This is a genomic window from Bradyrhizobium sp. S69 (assembly GCF_009766005.1).
GTDB lineage: Bacteria > Pseudomonadota > Alphaproteobacteria > Rhizobiales > Xanthobacteraceae > Bradyrhizobium.
The window spans coordinates 143,542-164,044 of record NZ_LMUK01000051.1; the positions used below are offsets into that span (position 1 = coordinate 143,542).

17 protein-coding genes are annotated in these 20,503 nt (G+C 62.7%); 8 read left to right on the plus strand and 9 right to left on the minus strand.

Annotated elements, in window-relative coordinates; translation table 11 throughout:
- Nucleotides 1-42: 42 nt before the first annotated feature.
- Together GSQ88_RS29575 and GSQ88_RS29580 are read left to right on the plus strand one after the other, a co-directional pair.
- Nucleotides 43-1,224: a beta-propeller fold lactonase family protein gene (locus tag GSQ88_RS29575; protein ID WP_246785097.1), complete on the plus strand. Its 1,182-nt coding sequence runs from the start codon at nucleotides 43-45 to the stop codon at nucleotides 1,222-1,224.
- A gap of 718 nt (nucleotides 1,225-1,942) precedes the next feature.
- Nucleotides 1,943-3,157, plus strand: coding sequence for an EAL domain-containing response regulator (locus GSQ88_RS29580; RefSeq protein WP_159011324.1), 1,215 nt, complete (start codon nucleotides 1,943-1,945; stop codon nucleotides 3,155-3,157).
- An 18-nt stretch (nucleotides 3,158-3,175) separates the two neighbouring features.
- Here the strand turns inward: GSQ88_RS29580 and GSQ88_RS29585 are convergent, their stop codons facing one another.
- Nucleotides 3,176-3,655, minus strand: coding sequence for a hypothetical protein (locus tag GSQ88_RS29585; RefSeq protein ID WP_159011325.1), 480 nt, complete (start codon nucleotides 3,653-3,655; stop codon nucleotides 3,176-3,178).
- A gap of 246 nt (nucleotides 3,656-3,901) precedes the next feature.
- Between GSQ88_RS29585 and GSQ88_RS29590 the strand changes: the two genes are divergently transcribed.
- Nucleotides 3,902-4,201, plus strand: coding sequence for a hypothetical protein (locus GSQ88_RS29590; protein ID WP_159011326.1), 300 nt, complete (start codon nucleotides 3,902-3,904; stop codon nucleotides 4,199-4,201).
- A 152-nt stretch (nucleotides 4,202-4,353) separates the two neighbouring features.
- On the opposite strand, the gene GSQ88_RS29595 is transcribed toward GSQ88_RS29590, so the two are convergent.
- Entirely contained in the window at nucleotides 4,354-5,547 is a 1,194-nt protein-coding gene (locus GSQ88_RS29595) for a hypothetical protein (RefSeq protein WP_159011327.1), read from the minus strand.
- Nucleotides 5,548-5,698: 151 nt separating this feature from the next.
- A complete protein-coding gene (locus tag GSQ88_RS29600; RefSeq protein WP_159011328.1) occupies nucleotides 5,699-6,340 on the minus strand; it encodes an NUDIX hydrolase in 642 nt (213 codons plus the stop codon).
- A gap of 77 nt (nucleotides 6,341-6,417) precedes the next feature.
- Between GSQ88_RS29600 and GSQ88_RS29605 the strand changes: the two genes are divergently transcribed.
- Both GSQ88_RS29605 and GSQ88_RS29610 read left to right on the plus strand, forming a co-directional pair.
- Nucleotides 6,418-6,843, plus strand: coding sequence for a PaaI family thioesterase (locus tag GSQ88_RS29605; RefSeq protein ID WP_159011329.1), 426 nt, complete (start codon nucleotides 6,418-6,420; stop codon nucleotides 6,841-6,843).
- 44 nt (nucleotides 6,844-6,887) lie between these two features.
- Nucleotides 6,888-7,901, plus strand: a complete 1,014-nt coding sequence (locus GSQ88_RS29610) for an aldo/keto reductase (protein ID WP_159011330.1) — start codon at nucleotides 6,888-6,890, stop codon at nucleotides 7,899-7,901.
- A 17-nt stretch (nucleotides 7,902-7,918) separates the two neighbouring features.
- On the opposite strand, the gene GSQ88_RS29615 is transcribed toward GSQ88_RS29610, so the two are convergent.
- Complete coding sequence (locus GSQ88_RS29615; RefSeq protein WP_159011331.1) at nucleotides 7,919-8,656, minus strand: CerR family C-terminal domain-containing protein; 738 nt, start codon at nucleotides 8,654-8,656, stop codon at nucleotides 7,919-7,921.
- A gap of 172 nt (nucleotides 8,657-8,828) precedes the next feature.
- Between GSQ88_RS29615 and GSQ88_RS29620 the strand changes: the two genes are divergently transcribed.
- The 3 genes from GSQ88_RS29620 (at nucleotide 8,829) to GSQ88_RS29630 (ending at nucleotide 11,412) form a co-directional block, all read left to right on the plus strand.
- Nucleotides 8,829-9,602, plus strand: a complete 774-nt coding sequence (locus GSQ88_RS29620; protein ID WP_246785099.1) for a DUF3313 domain-containing protein — start codon at nucleotides 8,829-8,831, stop codon at nucleotides 9,600-9,602.
- A 358-nt stretch (nucleotides 9,603-9,960) separates the two neighbouring features.
- Nucleotides 9,961-10,992 carry a hypothetical protein gene (locus tag GSQ88_RS29625; RefSeq protein ID WP_159011333.1) on the plus strand — a complete coding sequence of 344 codons (1,032 nt, stop codon included), beginning with the start codon at nucleotides 9,961-9,963 and terminating at the stop codon, nucleotides 10,990-10,992.
- A gap of 99 nt (nucleotides 10,993-11,091) precedes the next feature.
- Nucleotides 11,092-11,412 (plus strand): hypothetical protein, encoded by a 321-nt coding sequence (locus GSQ88_RS29630; protein ID WP_159011334.1) that lies wholly within the window; start codon nucleotides 11,092-11,094, stop codon nucleotides 11,410-11,412.
- 110 nt (nucleotides 11,413-11,522) lie between these two features.
- Here GSQ88_RS29630 and GSQ88_RS29635 read toward each other — a convergent pair whose 3' ends face one another.
- The 5 genes from GSQ88_RS29635 to GSQ88_RS29655 form a co-directional block, all read right to left on the minus strand.
- The gene (locus tag GSQ88_RS29635) at nucleotides 11,523-12,530 is read right to left on the minus strand and encodes an SWIM zinc finger family protein (RefSeq protein WP_159011335.1); all 1,008 of its coding nucleotides are present in this window, start codon (nucleotides 12,528-12,530) and stop codon (nucleotides 11,523-11,525) included.
- 3 nt (nucleotides 12,531-12,533) lie between these two features.
- Nucleotides 12,534-15,305 carry a DEAD/DEAH box helicase gene (locus GSQ88_RS29640; protein ID WP_246785115.1) on the minus strand — a complete coding sequence of 924 codons (2,772 nt, stop codon included), beginning with the start codon at nucleotides 15,303-15,305 and terminating at the stop codon, nucleotides 12,534-12,536.
- 128 nt (nucleotides 15,306-15,433) lie between these two features.
- A complete protein-coding gene (gene uca, locus GSQ88_RS29645) occupies nucleotides 15,434-18,982 on the minus strand; it encodes an urea carboxylase (protein ID WP_159011336.1) in 3,549 nt (1,182 codons plus the stop codon).
- 4 nt (nucleotides 18,983-18,986) lie between these two features.
- Entirely contained in the window at nucleotides 18,987-19,622 is a 636-nt protein-coding gene (locus GSQ88_RS29650; RefSeq protein ID WP_159011485.1) for an urea amidolyase associated protein UAAP2, read from the minus strand.
- An 11-nt stretch (nucleotides 19,623-19,633) separates the two neighbouring features.
- Nucleotides 19,634-20,470: an urea amidolyase associated protein UAAP1 gene (locus GSQ88_RS29655; RefSeq protein WP_159011337.1), complete on the minus strand. Its 837-nt coding sequence runs from the start codon at nucleotides 20,468-20,470 to the stop codon at nucleotides 19,634-19,636.
- Nucleotides 20,471-20,503 lie beyond the last annotated feature (33 nt).

Here is a 20,503-nt window from a genome sequence, read left to right on the forward strand (position 1 = left end):
AACCGGCCCATCAGAGGCCGGCGCTATCCGGGAGAACACCAAATGCCTGCCAGTCGTGCCTTTCAACTCAACCTGGTGACCGTGGGAGCGGCAATCCTGCTCGCCAGTTGCAGCCTCGATCTTGCTTGCGCCAAGCCGTTCATGATCGTCGGCCTCGACGAGAAGGCGTTGTGGGACGCCGACGGAAAAGTAATTCTCGCCCCCGACGGCAAGGACGCCGTGCTGATCGTCGATCTCGCCAATCCCGAAAGCCCCAAGATAGCGGCAAGCCTGCCGCTGAAGAATTCGGTGGTCGGCCCACCCGTCAATGTCGACATCGACCCGACCGGCTCGATCGCGCTGGTGGCGGATTCCATCGACGTCATCAAGGATGGCGACACGCTGAAGCAGGTGCCCGACAACAAGATTTACGTGATCGACCTCAAGGCCAATCCGCCGAAACTGGCGTCGACGATCACCGGCGGCAAACAGCCCTCGGGATTGAACATCAGCCCGTCCGGAAAAATGGCGCTGGTCGCCAACCGCGGCGATAATTCGATCAGCGTGCTGTCGATCAACGGTACCGACGTCAAGATCACCGACACCGTCGCGATGCCCGACAGCGTCGCCCATGTGATGTTCACACCTGATGGCAAGCGGGCGCTGGCCGTGAGATTCCCGGCGCACAAGATATCGGTGCTCGACATCACCGGCGACAAGGTGGCTTACAACAAGATCGACCTGCCGACCGGGCAATGGCCTTACAACGTCGTGGTGACGCCGAACGGCAAGATCGCGCTGACCTCCGACAATGGCGGCGCCGGATCATCCGACGGCAGCGTCGATACGTCGAGCGTGATCGACCTCGAAGCCAATCCGCCACGCATCATCGATCGGGTGGTGGTCGGCGACGGCCCCGAGGGCCTGGCGATGTCGCCAAAGGGCGATCTCGCGGTCTCCGTCATCCTGCGCGGCTCCAACATGAAGAATGCGTTCTTCTATCAGAAGAACGGCAGCGTCTCGGTGCTGAAGATCGACGGCAAGAAGGTGACCAAGATCGGCGACGTCGAGGTCGGCGGCCTGCCCGAAGCCGCCCAGTTCACCCCCGACGGCAAGTACATCCTGGTTGGGAACTATCTGGATCAGGATTTCTCGATCCTGAAAGTCGACGGCACCAAGGTCACCGATACCGGCAAGCGCTTCAAGGTGCCGGGACATCCGGCATCGGCGCGTATGAGCCGATAGCGCGTGATGATTATTGACTGAATTGGCCGCAATTTCCCTTCACCTCTCCCACCCAACTCGGGTTTACCCGAGTTGGGCATCATATCGATCGAAGTCGGATATATCCGACTTCGATTGGGAGAGGTCGGCGCCAACGGGTCGCGCGAATGCGCGCCCGATGACAGGCTCCGCGCCGGGTGAGGGGTTACAGCCTCTCGTTAAGCGCCCCTCACCCGATTTGCACCGGACGATGCTTCGCATCGCCGGGAGCAAATCGACCTCTCCCCGGCGGGGAGAGGTGAAGGGAAGCGCACGGATAACCCCGACTCATTCCAATCTCATCCCGCGCCGGAGGCCGCAAGGCTGGAGTCTGATTGCCAAATCAGGCTCCAGCTTCGGCCCAAACGATCCGCTCGAAAATGTGAACTGTGGATAGGCCGACAAGCGACCACAGGCATTAACGCGCGACGCCGCCGGCGCATCGTGTCGCTGCAACCGTCAGTATGTTGCCGCGGGTTCGGCCTGTCAGCGAACGACAGCGGCAGCGACCGCAGTCGATTGAATGCCCTTCACTATTGTCATGTCATTGTCATCGGACACTCTTTTCCGGACTACAATTTTATTCACATTGGCGCCTTTAACCTTACCGGGGCAATCATCGCGGGGTCGACGAAACTCCATGATTGTCGCGCCGCGTGGATATACGACTGCTGCCCAACCAATCTGCAAAGGCGGCGGCATGAAGAACATCAACCCGAACGACGTGATGCGGCCAACTGGTTTCGGGCAGCGAAAGATGATGCCGCGGGCCTGCGTTACCGACGGCAAGAAACACCTTCGACTGTTCCTGGCCGAGGCGCTCGAGGAGCTTGGCTTCATCACCAGCGAATGCGATCAGGCCAGCGAGTTGGCCGGTGTGCTGGACATGCATCAGCCGGACCTCGTCGTGCTCGGCGTCTCCGCCAATGGGATCGAAGTCGGCGAAATCCTCGAAGCACTGGTCCGGAAGAGCTTCAGCGGCAAGCTGCTCGTGATCGGCCAGCCGGAGTCGATTATAGTAAAGGCGGTCCGGCAAATTGGCGAGGAATACGGCATCGCGATGCTGCCCTCGCTGCCGACGCCGTTCAGCGCCGGAACGCTGCGCGCCAGCGTCGCCACGCTGCTGCCTGCCGAACCCGCGCCTAGCCCGGCGGTGGACGTCGCCGAGGCGCTGAAGGCCGGCTGGCTCGAACTATGGTATCAGCAGAAGATCAATGTCCGCACTTTGGCGCCCTCCGGAGCGGAGGCGCTGGTGCGGATGCGCCATCCCGCCTGGGGCGTGGTGCCGCCGGCCTACTTCATCCCCGACGACAAGGACCCGTGTTTTCGCAGCCTGTCCGAATTCGTGGTCGGCCGCGCCGTCGAGGATTGGCGCTATCTGCTGGAGCAGCAGGGGCCCGTCGACCTCTCGATCAATCTGCCGGTTTCATTTCTTGGCGACCGCCAGGCGGTGCGCAATCTGTGTCTCGCGATGCCCAGCCATCCGGCGTTCGCCGGATTGCTGATCGAGATCAACAGCGCCGAGGTGATCGACAATCTGGATCTCGTGATCGATGTCGCGCGACAGTTGCGGCTGCATAATATCGCGATCTCGATCGACAATGTCGGCGTGGAGTGGCCGGCGCTGATGGGGCTTCGCAGCTTCCCGTTCGTCGAACTGAAGGTCGATCATCAATTCGTCACCGGTTGCGCGGATGACCGGTTGAGGCAGACGGTGTGCCGCCACATCATCGCACTCGCCCAGGACCATGGAGCGCGCGCGCTTGCCCAGGGCGTCGAAACCCGCGCCGATTTCGTCACGGCCCACGGCCTCGGTTTCGATCTGGTACAGGGCTATCTGTTCGGCAAGCCGATGGGTATCAAGAAATTTGCGAGGTCGCGCCCCTTGCTGGCGACCAGCGAGCAAAAGGCTTAGACGCCGCGCCGATCCGGCTCACTGGAATGTCATGTCCAGGCATTTCGAGATGTCCGAGCCGAGGCCGGAGCTGATGGTGATGCAGCCGCGGGCTTTCTGCGCGGTGGTGTCGGCAACCCACATCGCATAGCCGCCGGGGCCGAAGAACGAATTCGTATTCGGCGCTTCGGTCTCGGTGGCGTCGAACGAATAATGCGAGTCGGTCTCGAAGATTCGCGGTTTCTTGACGCAGCCGCCGTCGGTCTGGACGTTGATCACTTCCTTGTTGTCCCGCGTCAGCGCCAGGCTGACCTGGCAGCGGAAATATTCCGAGGTCTTGGTGTTGAAGATATAGGCGTAGGATTTGCACGTCGCGGTGTTGAGCTTTCCCGCGCTGAGGCCCCGGCTGCATGCGATCCGCTGATTGTGGCTGAGTTTGAAATCATCGGCATGAGCGACAGGGACCAGTGTCAGCAGCGACAGCGCGGCGTAAGCCCAAATCTTCATGACGAGGTTCATCCGAATCATCCCTATGAACAGTTTTGCCGAGTAAGGTTTCTAGACTGAAACCGGAAGATAGTCGCGAAGCGCGATCCGGGAAATCATTAAAGTCGCAGGAAAAACTTATGAAAAACCGTAACGCCCGTGATACCGGCGTTATATTGACGAGCGAATATTGTTCGTGTTTTGTTCAAAGGCGGCGTGGGGACGCCGGTTCAGATTTCAAAGCCATGACCTTTTCAAAGCCAAGACCGGAGAAGACGGATGACCAGACGATCCACGAAGACCCTTTTGGTGGCCGCCGCAGTCAGCGTGTTCGCGACAGCCGCATGCGCGCAAGCCGCCACGCCTTGGGTGCTAAGTCCTGACATGGGCTATGGCTACGACAAGGACGGCAAGACCTTCTCCTACAAGATGGGCACCGACAACGCCGCCTCCTTGCTGAAGGGAGCCAGGAAGGTGCCAAAGGGGACGCTGTTTTTCATCGGCCACAACGGCCAGCTCTACATGCGGACCGGGCCGTACCTCGAAGGCGACGGCAAGTTCATGTTCGGCCCGAATTGAGTGGGCTGCCTTTTCCTTCTCCCCTTGTGGGAGAAGGTGGCGCGAAGCGCCGGGTGAGGGGTCGCAACACAACGAGAGGCTGCGACCCCTCACCCGTCTCGCATCTACGATGCGAGCCACCCTCTCCCACAAGGGGAGAGGGGAAAAGCAACCTAAAACGCTGCGGCGAGATCCCTGGCGCCTGGCAAATTGCTGTTGCTGTCCATCCGGGAGTCGGTGACCGCCAATAGCTTGGCGACCGTGTTGTGGCGGATCGCGACCGGATTGCGCTCGTAGCCGTTGCGCTGGAAGAAGTTCGAGGTCGGCACCTGCTCGCGCAGCGCCTGCGGCATCGTCACCATGTCCAGACCGGTGCCGTCGCCGGTCAGGTTCATCATCTCGAGTTCGGCCGCGGTGAGCGGGCGGTTATAGCCCTTGGTGCGCGCGAAGATCACCGAGGTCAGGAGCTTGTGGGTTTGCAGCAGTGGGCCGACGTCGATATCCAGCACCATCGCATGGATCGCCCAGCCCGCTTGGGTATCCGCGATCTTGCCGTGGGCCGACCATTCATCCGGCACCGAACGCGCCATGGCCACCATCCGTTTCAGCACCGAGAGCTTATAGTCCATCGCCTTGCGCGGGGCGCCGGACAATTGCTCGGCCTTCGCGGTCAGCGCCCGCACCAGTTCGGTGCCCTGCTCGGCGACCAGTTCGACGCTGTTGGTGGTGAGGAGCTGATTGTAACCGATCGCGGTGGAAATCGCGCGCGTGCCGCCATGCTCGATGCCCGACTGCACGTCGTAATTGCCGGTACCGCCGGTCTCGAACGCATAGACCCGCACCGCCTGCTCGCGCGTCAGCCCGGCTGCCGCCGCGACGCGGGCATAGGCGCGCTTGAATTCCATCTCGCTGGCCGGCAGTTGCGGCTTGAACTGGAACTGCTGCGCGGCCGCCTGCAACAGATCGGCGACCACCGGAATGGCCTTGTGTTCGCGCGGCGGATGTCCGGGTTCGGGCTCCGGATTGATCGGCCGCTTCGGCCCGGTATAGACCGGCGGCTGGGTCAGCACATAGTCGTCGGCATCGATCGGCTGGTGATCGCGACGTTTGGCGTTGCGGCCGCGCCGCTTGTCGGAGATCGCATCCCAATAGGCGCCCGCTTGCTGGTCGAACGCGCCGCGGACTTCCTGATATTCGGCCAGCTTGCGGCGATATTCTGCGATCGCCTGCGGCGAGGCCGCCTGCGCCATCGCGTTCGCGCTCGAAGCCGGCAGCGTGGCAGCCTCCATCGCGCCCGCCTGCGGCACGGCCGAGAGCAGCGCGAGCGCGAGACAGGCGGAACCAATGCGAATCAATGGATGGCGCATGGTCCCGTTGTAGCAAGCAGCCGCGTGAAGTCAGCCCCGAAACGGCGCTAGAGTCTTTTGTTTTGACGCGTTTTCTTCACGCGAACCGGTGCCCACGGAGCCTGTCATCGGGCGCGCATTCGCGCGACCCGTTGGCTTGAAAACGCTTTGGTTACTTCCACGCAAACACCGGCTGTTCCAGTTCGGCCACGCGGGTGATGCGGCCGGCGAGCACTTCGCGGAACTGGTAGATCAACGCCGCCGTGGGCGCGTGGATCAGTTGACCGCCGAGACGAAACCGGATCACACGCCGTTTGCTTTCGGGAATGAGCGTAAAGTCGAAGGCCTCGCTGCGCTCGATATCCTCCAGCGCGATCCGATGCACCGAGGCGACCTCGTCCGGACTGGGCGTGATGACGGCATCTTTCTCCGACCACAGCACCACCGGCGTAATCAGATAACCCGACCGCGTCGGATAATCGTCGAGCAGGCCCAACACATGGTCGGGCCCAAGCTTGAGGCCGAGCTCTTCGTGCAATTCGCGCAATGCGGCTTCGACCGGCGTCTCGCCTTCATCGCAGCGTCCGCCCGGCAACGCCCATTGCCCGCCGTGACTGCGAAGGCCGGACGCGCGCCGGGTCAGCAGCAGCGCGGTGCCGGCATCGTCCGCTTCGACCAATGCGATCGCGACCGCGGCGCGCTTCAGCCGAGGCTCCGGTCCCGGCTGCGCCGGCGCGCGCTCCGGCAGGCGGGTGAACGCCGCGCACAGCTCTGCGATATTCCGCCGGGTGGTATCAGCAAATGGCCGGTTCATGTGCCTTGACTACATCACCGCGGCGTTTGATGAAACGGCCTGCACCACAACACATCCCCTGACCGGAAAGACCTGACATGACCGATGCGGCCGCGGACCAACTGATCTCCGACGGCTGGACCATCGTCGACACCACGGGCTTCCTCAATCTGGTCGGGCCGCTGTGGCAGCGGATGGTGAATGGCGAGCCGGAATATGCGCTGGTGTCGCAGGACAAGCACCATAACCGCCGCGGCCTGGTGCAGGGCGGGCTATTGATGACCTTTGCCGACCGCGCTTGCGGCATGGCCGCCCGGTTTGCCTCGGGCCGGCCGACGATGGCGACGGTTCAGCTCGACGTGCATTTCGTCGATGGCGGGAAAATCGGCGAAACCCTGATGACCCGGCCGCGCGTCATCCGCACCACCCGCAGTCTCGTTTTCGTGACCACCGAAGTGAAGGCGAATGAGCGTACGATCATCACGGCCAACGGCGTGTTCAAGATATTGAAGGACGGCAGCTGAGGCTGGCGTCCCGACAAATCACACCGGCGCAAAAGGACCATCCGATGCAATATCGTTCCCTCGGCCGCAGCGGCCTGAAGATCTCGCCGATTTGTCTGGGCACCATGATGTTCGGCGGACCGGCCGACGAGGCGAGTTCGGGGCGGATCATCGCGAAGGCGCGCGAGGCCGGCATCAACTTCATCGATACCGCCGATGCGTATAATGGCGGCAATTCCGAACAGGTGGTGGGCCGCGCGATTTCCAACAGCCGGCAGAACTGGATCCTGGCGACCAAGCTCGCCAACCCGATGAGCGACGATCCCAACCAGGGCGGCCTGTCGCGGCGCTGGGTGTTGCAGGCCGCCGAGGACAGCCTGAAGCGGCTCGGCACCGATTTCATCGACATCTATTATCTGCACAAGGAAGATCATGCGACGCCGCTGGAAGAGACCGTGCGCGCGATGGGCGATCTGATCCGCCACGGCAAGATCCGCTATTTCGGCGTCTCGAATTATCGGGCCTGGCGCGTCGCCGAGATCTGCAACATCTGCGACCGGCTCGGCATCGACCGCCCAGTGGTCAGCCAGCCCTATTACAACGCGATGAACCGGATGCCCGAAGTCGAGCATTTTCCGGCCTGCGGCTATTACGGCCTCGGCATCGTGTCCTATAGCCCGCTGGCGCGCGGCGTATTGACCGGCAAATACCGGCCCGATGCCGCGCCCGACAAGGACACCCGCGCCGGCCGCGCTGACAAGCGCATGATGCAAACCGAATGGCGGCCGGAATCGCTGCAACTGGCGCAGGACATTCGCCAGCACGCGGAATCAAAGGGCATCACCGCTGGACAGTTCGCGGTGTCGTGGGTGCTGAATTCTTCCTTCGTCAACGCCGTGGTCGCAGGGCCCCGCACCGAAGCGCAATGGGACGATTACCTGCGCGCACTCGACTATCGTTTCACGGCCGAAGATGAAGCGCTGATCGATCGCCTGGTGGTGAGCGGCCATCCGTCGACGCCGGGGTTCAACGATCCAGCGTATCCGATCGAAGGACGACGGGCGCGAACCGGAGCGTGACGTTCCGAGTGCGAGAATCAAACGGCTTCGTCAGAGGCCAACCGATGCTTCAAGATGGCGTGGGTCTGCGAACGCAGGATCTCTTTGAGCATCTGCAGCCGCTCGCCATAGAAATCCGGCCACCCAAGTAGAGCCAGGGAGCTGTCACGCCGGAGATGAAACGCGGCGAACTGGCCGATAATAGCGATGGTCTGCAGCTTCGTTCGCACATCGTCGGCCGCACGGCCGGTCGCGATCGAGACAAGACGGGTGCACTCCGATTGGATCTTGGCGTTCATGCTCTGCCGGAAGGCACTATTGCCGGGACTGCTTTCTTCTGTTTGACGCTGCGCGGCGGGCTGTGAAGAAACCCCTGTTTGGCTCTGCGCGATGAACCGTGACCAACCTTCCCCCTGCGCTGAGCCGAGAAGGAGATCCGCGAGGGTGTCGATGATATTGCATAGAGCGTCCACTGCCGCCGCGGCGTCATCCGGCTTGACGGCAGCCGCGACGGCATAGGCTGCTTCCAGCCTCTGGGAGATGTGGTCCGCAATGTACTGGCCACAGGCTTGGTGAAGTCCGTCTTTTCCGTCGAAATAGTATTGCAGCGCTGGCGGATTGACGCCGGCCTCGGTGGCGATTTGGCGGGTGGAGGCGCGTTCGTATCCGTTCTCCCCGAATACCCGAAGAGCCGCCTCGATAATTCTCCGCCGAACCTCGTCGCCACGGGCATAGCCGCCTGCGGTGGGTCGCCGGCGAGGGCTTGCCTGCTCCATTCTGTCGCTCCTGCTCACTAAACCGGAAATGTATTCCGCTTGACAAACATTTCAAATGCCCTCAATGTATTCCAATTGGAATACTTTCAAAAAGGCCTTTCGGTTGCGCGTTCTGTCCCCGACAATTCCCGTTGTAGCAGTGTTCTTGTTGTCGGGATGCGCCACCGCCCCGATGACATCAGGAAGTTCGCTTTCATCCTACGATGACTTGTCGACATCGGACGGCATGCTCACCAAATCACGCGTTCACGTGAACAAGGACAAGGTCCTCGCGGCGAAGACCATACGGATCATGCCCACTGCGTTTTTGCCGACAGCGTCGCCTGCGCTCTCGGACAACCAGCGCAAACTCGTCGCCAATACAGTCGACCGCGCATTGTGCATTGGCCTGAGTGAGCGGTTTCAGATTGTGGCGAGCGATACGTCTGCGGATCTGACGGTTCATGCGGTGGTGACCCATGCCGCAACCACAGATGAAATAGCCGCGGGCGCGTCTCAGGTAGCGGGCATTGCCCCGGCCGTTTTAGGAATACGGGCGCTGGTTCCCCGTATCCCGATCGGACTGGGCAGCCTGACGGTCGAAGCGGAGACGCAGAGCAGAGAAGGCAAACCACCGGCCTCCATGATATGGGCGCGTGGCGCTGATTCATTCACGAGTTCGCCCAGGGTCTCATCGGCCGGCGATGCCTACGATCTTGCTACGGCGTTCGGCAACGACTTCAGCCAGTTGCTGGTGACAGGCAGCAGCCCATTCGGGGCGATGCCGAGCGCGCCGTCGCTGCAAAAGATTAGCGCGTCGTTCGGCGGAAAGGCTAAATATGCCGCTTGCGAAGCGTTCGGGCGTGGTCCCGGCGTAACCGGGATGGTTGCGCAACGTGTCGGCATGCCGCCTGAATGGACCGACGATGGAGCCGCGCCAGTGAATGGGCGCGGGCCGTCCGAATAGTCATTTGCAGGCGCCTCTAGCCGGACGAGCCTATCGCCATCGCCCTCACCAGGTGTAGCGGATCCGTCCGGTGCCGGTTTACGATCGGAAAGTTCGCCATCGAACTTCGCCATCAGCGAGACGCCGTTGGCGAGCCGCCATTCGGCGCCCCGCTGAGCAGCGCGAGATCGTGCGACGGCGCCGCGCCGTTGACCACGAAACTCGCCACTGCGTCAGCCCGATGAAGCTCGTGGTGAACTCGGGATCACTGACCTCGTCATGCGCCCATGCGGCCTTATCGCCCGAAGGTGCATAACCTGAGGGGTTGCCGCTTTGGTTGAATTGCGGAATCATGTCTCGGGAAATGGGGGGGACGGGCATGTACCGGGGATTTGCACTTCTGTTTGCGCTTGCGGCCTTGATCGGCCTAACCGCCTTGCCGTCAGGGCAAGCGGCGCAGTTGAAGCATTTCAAGGTCGGCTCGTGGGACAGCGGTGCCTATTCCGACGATGGCCTGCGCAACAAGTTCAGCCACTGCGCCGGTTCGGCCAGTTACAAAAGCGGCGTCATCGTCACGCTGATCATCAACCGGCAATACAAATGGGGCGTCGCGTTTGCCAATCCGGCCTGGAAGCTGACACCGGGCGCCAACATCGATCTGGCCTATGTCGTCGACGGCGGTGAGGCGCGGGCGACAACCGCGAAAGCCGTATCCGCCAACCAGGCCCTGATCGGATTCGGCGACGACGGCGCGCGCTTCAAGGAATTCAGCCGCGGCAATCAGCTTCGCATTGCCGCCGCCAACCAGGTCTTTGCCTTCGACCTGACCGACACCGCAAAACTGCTGCCCGCGCTGCTCGACTGCGTCACGCAGCAGATCAACCCAATCGCGGTGACGGCTTCCACGCCAACCGCGGCCGCGGCGCCGGCCCCACACAGCCCCGAACTGAGGGCGGAGGCGACCGTGATCGCCGCCAATCTGTTGTCACAAGCCGGCATCAGCGGTTTCCGGATGGCAACGCCAGACGAGTTTCCGGAGTTGAAAGCCGACGCCGTCTGGGCTGCGCCCGACGTGATGGGCACCATCAACATCATGGCGGCGGCGGCGCCCAAGGACCTCGACAATATCAGGTCGATGGTGATCGGCAGCGAAGCCAAAGGCTGCAAGGGAATGTTCTTCTCGGGCTCCATCCCCGACGACGGCAAGGAACAACTGATCCGCGTGTTCACCACCTGCCAGGAGAAGGAGGCTCAGGCCACGATCTACACCCTCGCGGTGCCGCGCAAGGCCGGCGGCATCTATATCTTGCGAACCATGACGGCGGCCGGCGCGACGGTGCGATCGGAAAAGCCCGCCAAGGACGCCGACGCCGGTATCCGGAAGGCGGTGTTCACCGCCGTGCCGAAGTAACGATGGGAATTTACGTGCCGGAAGGCTTAGAACGAGAAGGTTTGGAACGAATTGAGACGCGCCCCATTGGTAAGATCAAACTCGCCAAAGGGAAAGCCGATGAAACTCTCACCAATCGTTCTGGCCGCGGCGTTCGCTGTTTCCAGCTCTTTCGCATTTGCGCAAAGCGGTAGCAGCGCGGCGGGCTCGGCCGGCTCCAACACCGGCGGTTCGGTGGACTCCGGTGGCATGGGCAACAGCGCTACCGGTTACGACGGGAATGGCGCGGGAATGTCCACCAGCGGAATCGGCTCGGGCGCGCGAACGAATACCGAGATGAACTCCGGCAGCCGAAGCAATACCGGCGGCACCGACGTCAACACAAGCACCACGCCTTCCGCCACCATTGGTTCAGGCAGCCCGTCAGGCACGTCACGCTAACCGAAGGCGAGCCGCTGGTTTTTCTTATCGGCGTCTAAAGTAATGAGTTAGAGGCTGGATGGTCCGCTATTCAGAACAAAATTGCGAACTCTTACACTGTTGAAACGACTCTATGATTCTTGCCTCGACCGAGGCTGGGTTTCGGGCCGGGCGTTGAGTTGTGCTGCACCAATCGGTCGCGACTCTTTTTTCGCCGCGCCAGATCGAGTCGCCTTCTTGCTCTTCGACCGGGTCGGCCCTGCGAGGGGCCGGCTATTCTTCTTTTTGAATGCAGTCTTCTTCACAACCGGGATCTTGCTTTCTCCCGGCGTGCCCGTTGCGCGCGACGTGCCCGAGCGCAGACGCTGTTTCGGGACGGCGGGAACGGCAGCATCGGGAACAGCGGCCTCGGGAACAGTGGCCTCGGCCATGTCCAGCCCGAACAGCGCGGCGACGTCGCTGTTATCGAGGATGTTCGCCGCGCCGGGCGGCGCTTTCGTCAGCGCAAGATCCTGCCCGGCATGGGCGAGCAATTCGTTTTCGTCGACGCCGCGCAGCTTGAAAAGAAGTTGCGGCCGTTCGTCGAGCCTCGCGCCAACGCCATAGAGCGCCGCCGCGACGTGCTTGCACATCTTGGCCGAGTCGGGACAGTCGCAAGACAGCTTGATTTCCTTAGGTGATGGAAACAGCCCGTCGCCCTGTTGACAGACCCGGTCCATCACGCCTTTGGCCAGGCGACCTTGAAGAAGCTCGACCACCGAGTTGATCTCTCCTGCGCAATCCCGACAGATGGCCTTCCAGCGCGCAGCCGTGACGGGCGCAACGGTGATCTTGATCTTGTAGAGCAAAGAACCCGCGACCATCGCCGCGACCTCGCCCTTGGCGATTTGCAGGTCAACCACTGAGCCGTTGCGAACATAGGTCCGGCCGCGCGGCATCCGGCTCTCGAAGTCGCTATAGCGCTCGAGGTTGGTGCACCAGGACTTGCCCCAGAAACTCTTTGCAATCGTGCGGCCCTCGATCGTCACCGGAGCGGCGGATTGCCCTCGCTTCTTGAGCTTCCTCAGTTCGCGCGCCGCCTGCCGCAGTCTCTCGGCCACCGGCACATAGGCGGGCCACTCATCATCATAATAGCTCATCCCTCAACCCTCCTTCGTCGCGGCGCTCAAGTCGAGAGCCACGAGCTTCAGCAGGTCTTCATCCTTCATCTCGGTCAACACCATTTCAGACCCGCCGCCCAGCAAATCTCCAGCAAGTTGCTGCTTCGACTCGATCAGCTGATCGATCTTGTCCTCCACGGTGCCGCGGCAAACGAATTTGTGCACCAGCACATTCTTATTCTGCCCGATTCGAAACGCTCTGTCGGTAGCCTGATTTTCCACCGCCGGGTTCCACCAGCGGTCGAAATGCACGACATGCGAGGCCGCGGTCAAATTGAGCCCGGCGCCGCCGGCCTTGAGAGAGAGCACGAAGAACGGAATGTTCTCGTCTTCCTGGAACTGGCGCACCAGGTCCTTGCGCTTCTTGATCTCGGTCTCGCCGTGCAGGACAAGCCCGGCCCGCCCGAACAGGGAGCCTGCGAACGCGGCCAGCGGTGCCGTTGTTTCCCTGAACTGGGTGAAGATCAGAACTTTCTCCTGCCGGGCCGCGATCACCTCCAGGATGTCACGCAGACGCGCGAACTTGCCGCTGTCTTCCTCCGCCCATGCGCCGTCGCCGAGCCACTGCGAGGGATGATTGCAGATCTGCTTCAGCCGCATCAGAAGCGCGAGGACCAGGCCCTTTCGCTGCATTCCATCGGCGTCTTCCAGCTGGCGCGCCAGTTCCTGAACCGCTTGCTGGTAGAGCGCGGCCTGCTTGCGGCTCAGGGAACAGAAGGCTTTCACTTCGGTCTTGTCGGGCAAGTCGGCAATGACGCTCTTGTCTGTTTTCAGGCGGCGCAGGATGTAGGGACGCACCAACTCGCGTAGCGGTTCATAGGGGTTGCGCGGTCGATCGGCGAGACCTTTGACAAAAGATGAAAACTGCTTCAGCGATCCCAGCAGCCCGGGATTGATGAAGTCGAAGATCGACCACAGGTCGCTGAGCCGGTTCTCGATCGGCGTGCCGGTCAGTGCGATACGGGTATCGGCGCGAAGTTGCTTGACCGTTTTGGTCTGTTTGGCGGCGGGATTCTTGATGGCCTGGGCTTCGTCAAGCACCACCAATCGCCACGACGCGGTGCCGAGCCGGGGCGAACGCGCCAGAAAACCGTAGCTGGTGATGACCAAATCCACATCCGCCAGATGGCTCTCGTCCGCGCCCAGCATCTCCGCCGGCGCGGCCGAGGGATGGGCCACGGCCGTTTTGAGGCCGGGCGCAAATCGGGCGATCTCGGACACCCAGTTGGCGAGCAGCGAGGCCGGAGCTACCAGCAGGCATGGCTTCCGCTCGTGTGCCGCATGGCTCTTCAACACCAGCAGCAACGACAAGATTTGGATGGTCTTGCCGAGCCCCATGTCGTCGGCAAGGCAGGCCCCAAGCCTGAGCTGGGTGAGCAAATAAAGCCATTGCACGCCCGCCAGCTGATAAGGCCGCAATTGGGCCTGAAGCAATCGGCCGGGATCGATCCGTGCGAGTCCATCGGGGCGACGCAGCGCAGCCAACGTTTCCGCCAGCCAGGGACCGGCCACGGTCTGGCTCCAGTCGATATCCGCCTGCTCTCCGGGACCCGTGCCGGCTATGGCCGCCCCGGCCAGCATGCGCATCGCCTCGCCGAACGACAAACCGTCGGCGGCGGCACGCTGCTCGATCGCTTCAAACTTATCGAGTGTGCGGCGCAGACGTTCATGGTCGACCTGGACCCACTTGCCGCGGATCAGGGCCAACCCGTCCGAATGGGCCAGAAGCCGCTTGATCTCAGCCGCCGAAAGTTTCTCCCCGTCGAGCGTCACATCCATCTGGAAGTCGAGCAGCGCATCCATTCCCAGTTTCGACGGTGCATTTTTCCCGACGGTTGCCTGTACTTTCGGACGCGCGGGGCGGTTCATCGGCCAGTTAGCCGGCATGCGCACGGCGATGCCGGCGCCCTCGAGCGCGGGCACGTCGTTGAGGAATTGCAGCGCGTGTTGCGGGCTCCAGCGCAACGGATGAAAGATCTCGCCGGCGTCGACCATGGCCTTCAACCAGGCGCAACCCTCGGCGGCGCGCTGGACCGGCAGCAGCAGCGACAGCAGCCGCTCACGATTCTTCGCGCCGGCATATTCCTGCAAGGCTCTGCCGAGCGGCACATGCAGGGCTTTGGCCTGGGCCGAAAGCCGCGTGGTATAGGTGGCCAGGAATGCGAACGGCGCGGCCTCATCCTTCCTGTTCTCGGCAAGGTTGAAGTGCACGCGCCCGACCAGATTCCAGGCCGGATGGCGGCCCTGAAGGAACGCCTGCACCGGGAGCCTCGCAGCCGCCAGCTCCGCATCGAAGGCTGCGTCGATACCGCGCCAAAGCTCGGCCAGCACCACCGTCGTCAGATATTCCGCGCCGGTCATCGGCGGGACCGCCGCGGCCATCCTGTCCAGCTCGCCGTCTAAAGGAACCGGGACCGGCGGCTTGGTGCCGCCCTCCGCGACATCAGGCAGCGCGCAGAGCGCGGTGACGTAGTGAACCGCGAACTCCCGCCAGTACGACAGCACCGGAGGCAGAGCCGTCCCGACTTGGTCGGCGCCGAGGTACAACAATCCATGCCCGGGTCCGCGTGAGAACGCTTGCTCCAGCCGAACATCGGGCTGGGCCGCAAACGCTTCCTCGGCCTGCCGCAGGACCAGCGAGCCATGTGGGGTGAGAACCGGCGCAAGCATCATGATCGAGGCGCTCTCACGACCGCATGGAATGGAGATGGAGACGTTGCCGGTTGGACCGAGCCCCGCAGTGTCGGCTTGCACCGGCAAGGGTGCATTGTCCGCAACTTTATCCGAAGCAGCAGCAAAAATGGCGCGCTATTCAGAATAAAACTGTGAGCTCATATGTAATTGAAATTGCTGTGTCATTTTAGTACGCCATTCGAAACCAGCTAACCCTGCTTGATCAGGGCGATGACGTCGCCCGCGCGCAATGTCTGCCCCGGCTTGACACGTACCGACGATAGACGGCCGGCAACGGGAGCCAACACGCGGATTTCCATTTTCATCGATTCGATGATCGCCACGACGTCGCCCGCTGCCACTTCCGCGCCCACATCGCCGAAAATTTTCCAGACATTTCCTGGCACTTCCGAAAATACGCCGGAATAACCATCGGGAATGTCTTCGACGAGTGCCGCACTCGCGGTGGCGTCGTCCGGTACCTCGTCGATGCGTAGCTCCGCCCAGCGCCGGCGTTCGGCATCGAAGGCCGCCTGCTGCCCCCGCTTGAAGGCCACGATCGAGTCACGATCGCGGCGCAAGCCCTCGGCGTAGTCGGCGTAGGAAAACTCACCGGGCTCGATCTTGACCGGATAGCCGCCGTGCGGAAATGCCGTGCGCGCTTCCATCAGTTCTTCGGCGCCGACCGGGAAAAAGCGTATCCGATCGAAGAACCGCAATAGCCATGGATGACCCGGCGCGAACTCCGGCGTACTGCGCCAGGTGTTCCACATCTGGATGGTGCGGCCGAACAGCTGATAACCGCCCGGGCCTTCCATGCCGTAGATACACATATAGGCGCCGCCGATGCCGACCGCATTTTCCGGCGTCCAGGTACGGGCGGGATTGTACTTGGTCGTTACCAGCCGATGACGCGGATCGAGCGGGGTCGCGACCGGTGCGCCGAGATAGACATCGCCCAGTCCCATCACGAGATAGTCGGCATCGAACACGATCCGCTTGACCTCGTCCTCGCTGGCGAGCCCGTTGATGCGCCGGATGAACTCGATATTCGACGGACACCAGGGCGCGTCGGGCCGTACCAGTTCCTGATATTTCTGCATCGCCAGCACGATCTGCGGGTCATTCCACGACAGCGGCAGATGGACGATGCGGCTCGGCACTTTCATCGCATCGACCGCCGGCAGACCACGCTCCAGTTCGCGCAACATGTCGAGCAGGCGGCGGCGCGACAGCATTGTGCTGTCATAGTGAAGCTGCAGCGAACGGATTCCGGGCGTCAGATCGATCAGCCCCCGCAACTTCGCCTGCGCGACCGCTTGCGCCAGCACGTGGACCCGGAGCCGCAGCCCGATATCGAGCTCCATCGGCCCGTATTCGACCAACAGGTTGTCGTCACCTGCCCGACGGTAAACCACCGGCACCGGACCGTCATCGCTGCGGCCGACGATCGCCGATCCGAGCGGCGCGCCCGCGCGCGTGACCATGGGTCCCACCACGGGATCATCGTCGCGAAACACCGGCGCGAAGCGAACCTTGTCGCCGGGCTTGAGCTGGCCGATCTTCCAGAGTTCGTCGCGCGCCACCACGGCGGGACACACGAAGCCCCCGAGACTAGGACCATCGGGCCCGAGAATGATCGGCATGTCGCCGGTGAAGTCGATCGCCCCTATTGCATAGGCGTTGTCATGGATGTTCGAGGGATGCAGCCCGGCTTCGCCGCCATCGGCGCGCGCCCATTTCGGTTTCGGCCCGATCAGCCGCACCCCGGTTCGCGCGCTGTTGAAGTGCACCTCATAATCCGAGGTGAAGAAGGTCTCGATATCCTCATCCAGGAAGAAGTCCGGTGACCCGTGCGGACCATAGATGACGCCGATCTTCCACTCCCGCTCCAGCCTGGGACATTCCCCGGCAGCAAGCGCCCGCGGCATTGGTCGGTCGCCGGCCAAATTGCCGATATGCAGGACCTCGCCGACCTTCAGCGCGCCGGTGGCATGTCCGCCAAAGGAGCCCAGCGTGAACACCGCGCGGGAGCCCAACACTTCCGGCGCATCGAAGCCACCGCGGATGGCGAGATAGCAGCGCTGCCCCGGACCTGCGATCCTGCCGATCGCGAGCACCTGACCGGCGCGTATCGCAATGGGCACATTGTTGTCGACGACGACGTCATCGAGCTTGGCGGTCATCCGCGCTCCGACCAGACCGATCACGGCGTCCACGTTGAATCGCAAGGTTGGGCCGTTGGCGGTCAATTCCAGTGCCACCGTCGTTTCGGGATTGCCAACGATGGTGTTGGCAAGACGAAACGAGCGTTCGTCCATTGGGCCACTCGGTGGTACCCCGACGTGCCAGAGATGCAGCCGCCCCGGCAATTCCTGCAAGCCTGACTGCGCACCGGGCATCAGCACATCGATCGTGCGTGGCGCGAAAGATAGTGCCGCCAGAACATTGGTGGCGACGCGACCGCTGTGAAAGACTTCCGATCGAGCAATGGCGCGGAGATATTCGAGATTGGTCTCGATCCCTGCAATCGTCGTGGCATCGAGAGCCCGCATCAGCTTCGCAATCGCATCGGCGCGGGTATCGCCGGCCACGATCACCTTGGCCAGCATCGGGTCGTAGAACGGCGTCACCTCGACACCGGTCTCGATCCAGCCATCGACGCGCACGTCCTTGGGGAAATCGACGCGAGTCAGTCGCCCGGCGCTCGGCCGAAAGCCCGCACCCGGATTCTCCGCATAGATCCGCGCCTCGATCGCGGCGCCCTTCGGCGTCAGTACGCCCAGGCCTTCCAGCACGTTCTCGCCGGCCGCCTGCCGCACCATCCACTCGACGAGATCGATGCCGAACACCGCCTCCGTCACCGGATGCTCGACCTGCAGCCGCGTATTGACTTCAAGGAAATAGAAGTCTTGCCGCTCGACGTCATAGATGAACTCAACGGTGCCGGCGGATTCGTAGGCGACACTGTTGCCGAGCGCCACCGCGGCTTGATGCAGCCGCGCCCGCATCCCGGCGCTGAGCCCCGGCGCCGGCGTTTCCTCGACCACCTTCTGGTTACGGCGCTGGAGCGAGCAATCGCGCTCGCCGAGCGCCACCACGCCACCGTTGCCGTTGCCGAAAATCTGCACCTCGATGTGTCGGGCCTCCGCAACGAAGCGCTCGAGATAGACCCGCGCATCGCCAAAGCTCGCTTGCGCGGTGCGTTGCACCGTCTCGAAACGTTCACGCAGCGCTTGCTCGTCCCGACAAAGCTGCATGCCGATGCCGCCGCCACCGGCGGTGCTCTTCAGCATCAGCGGAAAACCGATCCGCATCGCTTCCGCGATCGCCTCGTCCATCGTCTCCAATAGGCCGGACCCCGGCAGCAGCGGCACGCCGCAGCCCTCGGCGATCTCGCGTGCCCTATGCTTCAGTCCGAACGCATCGAGATGTTCCGGACGCGGCCCGATGAAAGCGATCCCATGCCCGGCCAGCGCTTCGGCAAACCTGCGGTTTTCCGAGAGGAACCCGTAACCTGGATGCACCGCCTGGGCGCCGGTCTGCAGGCACGCCGCAATGATCGCCTCGACATTGAGATAACTCTCCACCGCGGCGGCAGGGCCGACACGTACCGCCTCGTCGGCATCGAGCACCGAGCGTGTGAAACGATCGGCATCGGAATAAACCGCAACGGAAGCGATCCCCATCCGGCGCAAGGTTCTGCCGATCCGCCCGGCGATTTCGCCGCGGTTGGCAATCAGGACTTTCTGGAACATCGCCTCAGCCCTCTTGCGCTTCGAAGATCATCACGCGGATCGGCGTCGGAAAGAAGCCGTTGCAGGGATTGTTGATCTGCGGGCAGTTGGATATCAGGCAGAGCACGTCCATCTCCGCGACCATGTCGATGTGGTCGCCGGGCTTCGAGACACCATCGACCACGGTGAAATTGCCGGACGGATCGATCGGCACGTTCATGAAGAAGTTCAGATTGGGAACGATATCGCGCTTCGACAGGCCGTGCTTGGCAGCCTCGATCAGAAAATTCTCGCGACAGGCGTGAAGATATCGGGTGCCATGGCCGAAGCGAACGGTGTTGCTTTCGCACGAACACGCCCCCGCCGAGGTGTCGTGCAGGCCGCAGCTGTCGGCGACCACACGCAGCATCGTACGCCCCTCATTGGACATGATGCGGGTGCCGGTGCCGACATAGGCCGAGCCCTGTGCCCGCAACGTGTCCTGGCCGCTATAGCGCTCCTGCGGATCGGAGGCGCAATAAAACAGCGTATCCACCGCTTGTTGGCCGTGGCTGTCGATGATGCGCAGAGTCTGCTCTTTACGAATAATGGCGGACCAGGGAGCGCGGGCGGCAATCTCGGTGTCGAGCACGATTCGGACCGAAGCCGGAAGGGGATTCATGGTCATGACGCTCACCCCTCTATGCCGTGGCCGGCCAGCAATGCGTTGTTCTCGAAGGCGCGGATCGCCTCCGCGCAGGCGGTTCGGCACAGGTCATCGACGCCGCCAGGTTTTGCCCGATAGCGGACCGCCTCCACGGCATCCGGCGCATACATCGGCGCCGGATCGAGCGGATGCGGGCAGTTCGACAGCGCCACCAGCAGATCGATCTCGGCACGCAGATCGACGAAGTCTCCGGCGTGGCGGCGGTTCGCCTCCCATTGAAAGCGTCCGTCGGTATCAACACTGACAGGCGCGAAGAAGCTGATGCACGGCGCGACGTCGCGGCGGCCAAGCCCGAGCTTGCCGGCGGCAAGAATGAAATTATCGCGGCTGTTGCGCGCCTCAGAAGCGCCGTAGCGAGCCGCATTGGTGGCCACACTGGAGCCACCCGCGAGGGTATCGTGGGCAGCGCAGGTGTCCTCGACGATGCTGAACAGCACGCGGCCCATATCGGACAGGATGACGCGGCCTTTGCGCAGGCTCGCAGCCCATTGCACCTTGATCGTATCGGCGTGGTTGAGCCGCTCGCTGGGATCGGCAGCACTCCACGCCAGCAGACTGACGCTGGATGCGCCTGAGGTGTTGACCAGCCGCAACGCTTCGCCGCGGTTGAGGCGCGTGGTCCAGTACCAGCCGCCGGGAATGGTCTCGCGATGAACGATCGCGGCGTCCGCGATCGGCGCGCCGTCGCGCGGCGTCGGCGGCGGCAGCGCGCGCGGCGCCTCTCCCTGGCCTGCCGCCTTCAAATCTTCATAACGCCGCCGGTGGGCGGCGATCTCGGCCTGCTGTTGTTCGGTGAGGATCATGGTTTGTCCTTTCTCAGACAAGCGCGCCGGGTC